Raw genomic sequence first — 9188 nt, 5'->3', positions numbered from 1 at the left:
CCGCGGATGTCTTGCGCGCGCGCAGCCGCTTGATGCGCTGGCGCTTGAGCCGTTGCGGGCCGAAGAAATAGTAGATGGCCAGCCCGCCCACGGGAATCGCCGCCATGGACAGCAGCCAGCTCAGTGTGGCCACGGGTGCGCTGCGCTGCAAAAGGATCCACACCGCGACGATCACCACATAGACCGACCAGGTCACCGACAGCAGCAGCAGCGCATTCTCATGGGTCAGGTACTGACGAAGCCACTCCACAAAGACTCCTTCGGGCGGATCAAAGAAAAAGCCGGCAGCCCGGAGGGCTGTCGGCTTGCGCGATGGGCATCAGGGGATGCACATCAGTCGGCGGTGGCCTCTTTGGGCTCGGCCGGCTCGGAAGCCGGGTCCTGCCTGGGCTGGGGCGTGATGTCGAGCTTGACTTCGCCCTTGTCGGCATCGTCGGCGTCGGCCACCCAGTCCACTTCCAGGCGGCCACCGTCGACCAGCTGCCCGAACAGCAGCTCGTCGGCCAGCGAGCGCCGGATGGTGTCCTGGATCAGGCGCTGCATGGGACGGGCGCCCATGAGCGGATCGAAGCCCTTCCTGGCCAGGTGCTTGCGCAGCGCGTCGGTAAAGGTGACCTCCACGCGCTTTTCGGCCAGTTGCTGCTCCAGTTGCAGCAGGAACTTGTCGACCACGCGCAGGATGACCTGCTCGTCCAGCGGCTTGAAGCTGACGATGGCGTCCAGACGGTTGCGGAACTCCGGCGTGAACAGGCGCTTGATGTCGCCCATTTCGTCGCCGGCCTGGCGCGGGTTGGTGAAACCGATCGAGGCCTTGTTGATGGTCTCTGCACCCGCGTTCGTGGTCATGATGAGGATCACGTTGCGGAAGTCGGCCTTGCGCCCGTTGTTGTCCGTCAGCGTGCCGTGGTCCATGACCTGCAGCAGCACGTTGAAGATGTCTGGATGCGCCTTCTCGATTTCGTCGAGCAGCAGCACCGAATGCGGCTTCTTGGTCACGGCCTCGGTCAGCAGGCCGCCCTGGTCAAAGCCCACATAGCCCGGAGGCGCGCCGATCAGGCGGCTGACGGCATGGCGCTCCATGTACTCCGACATGTCGAAGCGGATCAGGTCCACGCCCAAAATGTAGGCCAGCTGCTTGGCCGCTTCCGTCTTGCCCACGCCGGTGGGGCCCGAGAACAGGAAGGAGCCGATCGGCTTGTCCGGCTTGCCCAGGCCCGAGCGCGCCATCTTGACCGAGGAGGCCAGCGCTTCCAGCGCCTTGTCCTGGCCGAAGACCACGCTCTTGAGGTCGCGCTCCAGCGTCTGCAGCTTGCTGCGGTCGTCGTTGGACACGTTGGCAGGCGGAATGCGCGCGATCTTGGCCACGATGGCCTCGATCTCGGCCTTGTCGATGGTCTGCTTGCGCTGCTCCACCGGAATGATGCGCTGCGCGGCGCCGGCCTCGTCGATCACGTCGATGGCCTTGTCGGGCAGGTGGCGGTCATTGATGTACTTGGCCGACAGCTCGGCCGCAGCCTGCAGGGCGGCAGCGGCGTACTGCACGCTGTGGTGTTCCTCGAAGCGCGACTTCAGGCCCTTGAGGATGTCCACGGTCTCGGCCACCGTGGGCTCGACCACATCCACCTTCTGGAAGCGCCGCGACAGGGCCGCGTCCTTCTCGAAGATGCCGCGGTACTCGGTGAACGTGGTGGCGCCAATGCACTTGAGCTGGCCGCTGGACAGCGCCGGCTTGAGCAGGTTGGACGCGTCCAGCGTGCCGCCCGAAGCGGCGCCCGCGCCGATCAGCGTGTGGATTTCGTCGATGAACAGGATGGCGTTGGGCTTGTCCTTCAGCGACTTGAGCACGCCCTTGAGGCGCTGCTCGAAATCGCCACGGTACTTGGTGCCTGCCAGCAGCGCGCCCATGTCCAGCGAATAGACCACGGCCTCGGTCAGCACCTCGGGCACCTTGCCTTCGGTGATGCGCCAGGCCAGGCCTTCGGCGATCGCCGTCTTGCCCACGCCGGCCTCGCCGACCAGCAGCGGGTTGTTCTTGCGGCGGCGGCACAGGATCTGGATGGTGCGCTCGACCTCGTAGTCGCGCCCGATCAGCGGATCGATCTTGCCGTCCTTGGCCGCCTGGTTGAGGTTCAGCGTGAACTGCTCCAGGGGCGAGGCCTTTTCGTTGCGCTCGCCACCGGCACCCTCTTCGGATTCCGCAGGGTTCTCCGCCTTCGCAGGCTCGGGCGGCTCGCCCTTCTTGATGCCGTGGGCGATGAAATTGACCACGTCCAGGCGCGTCACGCCCTGCTGGTGCAGGTAGTAGACGGCATGCGAGTCCTTTTCACCGAAGATGGCGACGAGCACGTTGGCGCCCGTGACTTCCTTCTTGCCGTTGCCGGTCGATTGCACATGCATGATGGCGCGCTGAATCACACGCTGGAAACCCAGCGTGGGCTGCGTGTCCACTTCGTCGGTGCCCGCGACCTGGGGCGTGTTGTCCTTGATGAAGTTGGACAGGGCCGAGCGCAGGTCATCGATGTTGGCTGAGCAGGCGCGCAGCACTTCCGCTGCACTGGGGTTGTCCAGCAGGGCCAGCAGCAGGTGTTCCACGGTGATGAACTCGTGGCGCTGCTGGCGTGCTTCGACAAAGGCCATGTGCAAGCTGACTTCCAGTTCCTGGGCGATCATTGATGACTCCTTTTCGCTTGCTGGGGATTATTGACTGCAACCATAAATCAGGGCGGCCCGGGTTTATTCAACAGGCTCGAACATGGCCTGCAACGGATGGCCCGCTTTCTGGGCGGCCTGCAGCACCTGCTCGACCTTGGTGGCCGCCACATCGCGCGAGTACACGCCGCAGACGCCGCGGCCGTCGAGATGGATCTTGAGCATGATCTGGGTGGCCGTTTCGCGGTCCTTGCCGAAGAGTTCCTGCAGGACGATGATGACGAATTCCATGGGCGTGAAGTCATCGTTGAGCATCACGACCTGGTACATCTGCGGCGGCTGCACGCGCTGGCGCCGCCGCTCCAGCACCACGGCGCCGTCGTCATCGGACACGGGCCGCACTGTGGGAATGGCAGGAGGGGTCGAAGGGGGTTGGGTTGCCATGAAAATCATTCTAGCCATCGGAGCCACTGTTTTCCGGAAGGGATATGCGAGGCGTGCCTGAAGAATTCAAGCGCGGCGCCTGCCCAGGCTGGCCAGCACGCACCAAAGCAGTGCCTGCTTGCCGCCACCGGACGCTGCGCCACCTTGCGCGTCATTCGTAGACCACCTTGACCTGGGCGCTGCCCGCCTGGGCATACCAGGCGGCCAGGGCCGCGTCGCTGGGATAGAAGCGGCTGCCGTCGCCCAGGGCCAGCTCGCAGCTGGCCGAGCCGCGCTCGTCCTCGCAGACCAGTCCCAGGCGCACCTTCATGCCGCGCTGCAGCTCGCCATGCTCGCCCTGCTCCACCACGGCGGGGAACTGGCGCAGCAGGCCGACCACGTCGGGCATCTTCTCGCCCACGCTGACCTGCAGGTAGCGCGCGAAACGGCAGCGCGCATCGGCCAGGTTGAACAGCTGCTGAGCCTTCATGCGCAGGCCACCGCTGAAGTGGTCCAGTTGCAGGCGCCCGGTGATGACGACGAATTCGTCGTCCTTGAGCAGATCGCGATAGGTATTGAGCGTGTTCTCGTCCACCGAGGCCTCGATCACGCCCGAGCCGTCATCGATCTTGAACAGGCCCAGCCGCCCGCGCTGGCCGTTGATGGCGCGGAAGTCGCTGATGATGCCGGCCAGGGTCTGGGGCTCGCGGCTGTCGCGCAGCTCGGCCAGCGGCGTGCGCACGAAGCGGCGCACCTCCTTTTCGACCTCGTCGAACAGATGGCCCGACAGGTAAAAGCCCACGGCGGTCTTTTCCTGGGTCAGCCTCTCCTTCACGCCCCAGGGCAACGCATCGGCCAGGGGCGGCTCCTGGGTGCTGGAGCCCACGGCGTCCTCGCCCATCATGTCGAACAGCCCGCCCTGGTTGGCATTGGCCAGCGTCTTGTTGGCGAACTCGAAGGCATGGTCGATGGAGGCCACCAGGGCCGCGCGGTTCAGTTCGATGGCATCGAAGGCACCGCCCTTGATCAGGGCTTCCAGCGTGCGCTTGTTCAGGCGCGTGCGGTCCACGCGCACGCAGAAGTCGGCCAGGCTCTTGAACGGCCCCTTGTCGGCGCCGCGCGGGCCCACGCCACGGCCTTCACGGGCCGCGATGATGGCCTCGATGGCCTGCTGGCCCGTGCCCTTGATGGCACCCAGGCCATAGCGTATGACCTTGTCGGTGACGGGCTCGAAACGGTACATGCCGCGGTTGACATCCGGCGGCTCGAAGCTGATGCCCATCTTGAGCGCGTCTTCGTACAGCACCTTGAGCTTGTCGGTGTTGTCCATTTCCACGGTCATGTTCCCGCAGTAGAACTCGGCCGTGTAGTGCACCTTCAGCCAGGCCGTGTGATAGGCCAGCAGCGAGTAGGCGGCGGCGTGCGACTTGTTGAAGCCGTAGCCCGCGAACTTCTCCATCAGGTCGAAGACCTCGTCGGCCTTTTCCTCGCTGATGCCCTGCTTGGCCGCGCCCTCGCGGAAGATCCCGCGGTGCATGACCATTTCCTCGACCTTCTTCTTGCCCATGGCACGGCGCAAGAGGTCGGCGCCGCCCAGCGAGTAGCCGCCCAGCACCTGGGCCGTCTGCATCACCTGCTCCTGGTAGACCATGATCCCGTAGGTTTCGGCCAGCACCTTTTCGACCAGCGGATGCGGATACTCCACCACTTCCTTGCCGTGCTTGCGCGCCACGAAGCTGGGAATCAGGTCCATGGGTCCCGGGCGGTACAGGGCGTTCAGGGCGATCAGATCTTCCAGCCGGCTGGGCTTGGCGTCGCGCAGCATGCCCTGCATGCCGCGCGATTCAAACTGGAACACGGCCTCGGTCTTGCCCTCGGAAAACAGCTGGTAGGTGCGCGCATCGTCCAGCGGGATGTTCTCGAATGCGAAGTTCTCCTGGCCCTTGTGGCGCTTGATGATGAACTCGCGCGCGATCTCCAGGATGGTCAGCGTGGCCAGGCCCAGAAAGTCGAACTTCACCAGGCCCACGGCCTCCACATCGTCCTTGTCGTACATGGCCACGGCCGAGTCGCTGCCCGGCTGCTGGTACAGCGGGCAGAAATCGGCCAGCTTGCCCGGGGCAATCACCACGCCGCCCGCGTGCATGCCAATGTTGCGTGTCATGCCTTCGAGCTTCTGGGCCATTTCAATCAGTGTCTTGACGTCTTCTTCTTTGTCGATGCGCTCGGCCAGCATGGGCTCGGCCTCGATGGCGTAGGTGTACTTGTCGCCCTCCTTCTTGGGATTGGGCGGGTACTTGAGCGTGACGTGCAGGCCAGGCTTGTTGGGAATGAGCTTGGAGATGCCATCGCAGAAGGTGTAGCTCATGTCCAGCACGCGGCCCACGTCGCGGATGGCCGCGCGCGCGGCCATGGTGCCGAAGGTGGCGATCTGGCTGACGGCGTCGCGGCCATACAGCTGCTTCACGTAGTCGATGACGCGGTCGCGGTTGGCCTGGCAGAAGTCCACGTCGAAGTCGGGCATGGACACACGCTCGGGATTGAGGAAACGCTCGAACAGCAGGTTGTATTCCAGCGGGTCCAGGTCCGTGATCTTGAGCACGTAGGCCACCAGCGAGCCGGCGCCCGATCCGCGGCCCGGACCCACGGGACAGCCGTTGAGCTTGGCCCACTTGATGAAGTCACCCACGATGAGGAAGTAGCCCGGAAAGCCCATCTTGAGGATGGTGCCGATCTCGAACTCCAGTCGCTCGACATAGCGCTCGCGCTGGGCCTCGCGCTTGGCGGGGTCGGGATAGAGATGGATCAGGCGTTCCTCCAGTCCCGCAAAGGACTCCTGGCGGAAGAACTCGTCCATGGTCATGCCTTCGGGCACGGGGAAGTTGGGCAGCTGCGGCTTGCCCAGCACCAGCGTCAGGCTGCAGCGACGCGCAATTTCCACGGTGTTGGCGATGGCGCTGGGAATGTCGGCAAACAGCGCCTGCATCTGCGCGACGGTCTTGAAATGCTGGTCGCGCGTGAAGCGGCGCACACGCTTGGGGTTGGCCAGGATCTCGCCCTCGGCGATGCACACGCGCGCCTCGTGCGCTTCGTAGTCGTCGGGGCCGAAGAACTGTATGGGGTGCGTGGCGACCACGGGCAGGTTCAGGCGATCGGCCAGTTGCACGGCGGCCAGCACATGGGCTTCGTCGTCAGGCCGGCCTGCGCGCTGCAGCTCGATGAAGAAGCGGTGCGGGAACATGCTCGCCAGCCGCTGGGCGACGGCTGCTGCGCCGGCCTCGTCACCGCGCATCAGTGCCTGGCCCACCGGGCCGGCCTGGGCGCCGGCCAGCACGATCAGGCCTTCGCCCAGCTCCTGCAGCCAGGCCCATGTGTGCACGGCCTGGCCCTTGACCACATTGCGGGTCCAGCCCCGGGCCAGCAGCTCGGACAGGTTGTGGTAGCCCAGCGGGCTTTGCACCAGCACGATGATGCGCGAGATCGCGGCGCCGTTTTCGCCCTCGATCTGGATTTCCGCGCCCAGCACGGGCTTGACGCCCTTGGCCCGGCCTTCGCGATAGAACTTGACGCCGCCAAACAGGTTGTTGAAGTCTGTGACGGCCAGTGCGACCTGCCCATCCTCGGCGGCGGCCTTGACGATGGCGTTGATGCGGTTGGTTCCGTCCACGACGGAAAATTCGGTGTGCAGGCGCAAATGGACAAACATATGGGCGCCATTGTAGAAAGCTCCGCAATGCCGGGACCCGTTCGCGGCCATGCCTTTGCCGCCGCCCCCGCCTGCGGGGCGGGCATCGCAGGCCGTTACAATGCCTCGGCCCGGTTGCGGGAAAATCAGGCTTCATGCGGCCCCTCAGCGCGGCCCGCGTCCCTGCCCGCCAACCCTCTCACCGCCCTTCGATTGCCCGAGAAACGTCCACCATGCAGCGTATTCCCCTGTCCATCGTTCCCGCCGTGCTGGTCGCAGGCGTCCTGACAGCCTGCTCCAGTACGCAACAAGACCCTACTGCCAAGTGGACCCCGGACCGCATCTATACCGAGGCGCGCGACGAAGCCGCGTCCGGTGCGTTCGACAAGGCCGTTCCGCTGTTCGAGAAGCTCGAAGGCCGTGCCGCCGGCACGCCCCTGGCCCAGCAGGCCCAGCTCGACAAGGCCTATGCCCAGTACAAGAGCGGCGACAAGGTCCAGGCCACGGCCACGCTGGACCGCTTCCTGAAGCTGCACCCGGCCAGCCCCGCCACCGACTACGCCCTGTACCTCAAGGGCCTGGTCAACTTCAATGACAACCTGGGCATGTTCTCCTGGCTGTCGCGCCAGGATCTGTCCGAGCGCGACCAGAAGGCCGCCAAGGACTCCTTCGAGTCATTCCGCGAGCTGGTGACGCGCTTCCCCGAGTCGCGCTACGCCGAAGACTCGCGGCTGCGCATGCAGTACATCGTCAACTCGCTGGCGCAGTACGAAGTCCATGTGGCCCGCTACTACTACGGACGCGGCGCCTACGTGGCCGCCATCGCACGTGCGCAGACCGCCGTCAAGGACTACCAGGGCGTGCCCGCCGTGCGCGAGGCCATGCAGATCCTGGTGAACTCATACGATGCACTGGGCATGACCCAGCTGCGTGACGATGCGCAGCGCGTGCTGACCGCCTCGTACGGCCAGGACTCCGATAAGGACGTCACGGCAAAGCAGAAGTCGTGGTGGAAACTGTGGTGACCTGCGGCGCAGGCTGCGCCAGCGCCTGCAGGGCCTGAACAAAGGCCGCCTCGTCCTCCAGAGTCCGCATGGGCGGCAGCGCAGCGCGCAGCCGCCGCCCATAACCCTTGGCGGTCAATCTGGGATCGCAGACCACAAGCACGCCGCGATCCGTCTCGCGCCGGATCAGGCGCCCGGCGCCCTGCTTGAGCGCCATCGCGGCCTCGGGCAGCATGTAGTCGGCAAAGGCCTGCCGGCCCACGGATTCCAGACTGCGCGACCGTGCCTCGACCAGCGGATCGTCGGGCGGCGGAAACGGCAGCTTGTCGATGACCACCAGCTGCAGCGCATCGCCAGGCAAATCCACCCCTTCCCAGAAAGTGGCCGATGCCACGAGAATGCAGCCGCGCCCCGCGCTGGCGCCCTTGCCTTCGCCCGCTGCAACAAAGCGCTCGATCAAGGTCAGCTTGGGCGCCTGCCCCTGGACCAGCACATCAAGTTCACCGAACAGCCCCAGCGACTGCTGCAGCGTGTCGCCTATGGCGTGCAGGGCACGCAGCGTGGTGGTCAGCACCAGGGTGCGGCCGCCCAGGCGCTGGGCCGCATCCAGCGCCAGGCGTGCCACCTCGGCGCTGTGGGCCGGGCTTCCTGCCTCGGCAAAAGGCCGCGGCACATAAAGCGCCGCCTGCCGCGCATAGTCGAAGGGGCTGTCCACGCGCAGCACCTGGGCCTCTCGCAGTCCGCAGGGCTCGGTGAACCAGCTCAGCCGCTCGTCGTCGCCCAGCGTGGCAGAGGTGAAGATCCAGGCGGTGCCCGCTGGCGGCTCGTACGGGGCGGTGGGTGCGTTTTCCTGCGGCTCGGCGTCTTGCCCGCTTCCTTCCTGATGCTCTTGCTCTTGCTCTTGCTCTTGCGTCGGACCCAGCAGCCGCGTGCGCATGATGTGTGCAATGGTCAGCGGAGACTCCAGCATGCGCATCTGCTGGCTGCCCAATTCCAGCCAGCGCACCGTGTCTTGCACGGCCGCCGCCGCGAAGGTGGCCAGGCGCCGCAGCAGTTCGCTGCCGCGCTCGAGCAGCCTGCGCAGTTCGGGATCGCTGACCTGCAATTGCACCAGCGGCTCCACCAGCGCCCGCAGGCTGCGCCCCAGCGTGACCAGGGCCGTGCGCCAGCTCTGGGCGTCCAGTCCCTGCGGCGTCACGCCCTGCCAGGACAGACGTCCGCCCACAGGGGGCTTGCCTGCGGCCAGGCGCAGCTCGCGCAGTGCCTGCTCCACACGCGCCGAGAGCATCATCCAGTCGGCCATGCCGCGTGCCAGTTCCTGGCCGGCGCGCAGCACATCGCGGGCATAGCCCGTCAATTGCTGGCCCGACAGGCTCAGGCCAGCGAACTGCACGCCGGTGTCGTTGAGCTGGTGGGCCTCGACGCGG

6 protein-coding genes are annotated in these 9188 nt (G+C 65.8%); 1 reads left to right on the top strand and 5 read right to left on the bottom strand.

The genetic code is table 11. The features are described 5' to 3' along the window. The 4 genes from L995_RS18055 to dnaE form a co-directional block, all read right to left on the bottom strand. Positions 1-250 (bottom strand): PLDc N-terminal domain-containing protein (locus tag L995_RS18055; RefSeq protein ID WP_047472865.1); only part of this gene is annotated, 250 nt, incomplete at its 3' end. An 83-nt stretch (positions 251-333) separates the two neighbouring features. Beyond that, entirely contained in the window at positions 334-2670 is a 2337-nt protein-coding gene (clpA, locus tag L995_RS18050) for an ATP-dependent Clp protease ATP-binding subunit ClpA (RefSeq protein ID WP_047472864.1), read from the bottom strand. A 63-nt stretch (positions 2671-2733) separates the two neighbouring features. Further along, on the bottom strand, positions 2734-3111 hold the full coding sequence (gene clpS / locus L995_RS18045) for an ATP-dependent Clp protease adapter ClpS (RefSeq protein WP_016454840.1): 378 nt from the start codon (positions 3109-3111) through the stop codon (positions 2734-2736). Positions 3112-3244: 133 nt separating this feature from the next. Then, entirely contained in the window at positions 3245-6778 is a 3534-nt protein-coding gene (gene dnaE, locus L995_RS18040) for a DNA polymerase III subunit alpha (protein WP_047218165.1), read from the bottom strand. Positions 6779-6990: 212 nt separating this feature from the next. On the opposite strand from dnaE, the gene L995_RS18035 reads away from it, so the two are divergent. Further along, positions 6991-7782, top strand: a complete 792-nt coding sequence (locus tag L995_RS18035; protein ID WP_016454842.1) for an outer membrane protein assembly factor BamD — start codon at positions 6991-6993, stop codon at positions 7780-7782. Here L995_RS18035 and L995_RS18030 read toward each other — a convergent pair. Continuing rightward, positions 7745-9188 (bottom strand): ATP-dependent DNA helicase (locus L995_RS18030; RefSeq protein WP_047472863.1); only part of this gene is annotated, 1444 nt, incomplete at its 5' end. The genes L995_RS18035 and L995_RS18030 overlap by 38 nt on opposite strands.

It is taken from the genome of Delftia sp. ZNC0008, assembly GCF_000799035.1.
GTDB lineage: Bacteria > Pseudomonadota > Gammaproteobacteria > Burkholderiales > Burkholderiaceae_C > Comamonas > Comamonas tsuruhatensis.
This window is presented reverse-complemented; position numbering and strand designations above follow the sequence as displayed.

Bases quoted from the DNA above. Each gene is read 5' to 3' on its own strand.
- clpA (WP_047472864.1), bottom strand. From the start codon at position 2,670: ATGATCGCCCAGGAACTGGAAGTCAGCTTGCACATGGCCTTTGTCGAA.
- clpS (WP_016454840.1), bottom strand. From the start codon at position 3,111: ATGGCTAGAATGATTTTCATGGCAACCCAACCCCCTTCGACCCCTCCT.
- dnaE (WP_047218165.1), bottom strand. From the start codon at position 6,778: ATGTTTGTCCATTTGCGCCTGCACACCGAATTTTCCGTCGTGGACGGA.
- L995_RS18035 (WP_016454842.1), top strand. From the start codon at position 6,991: ATGCAGCGTATTCCCCTGTCCATCGTTCCCGCCGTGCTGGTCGCAGGC.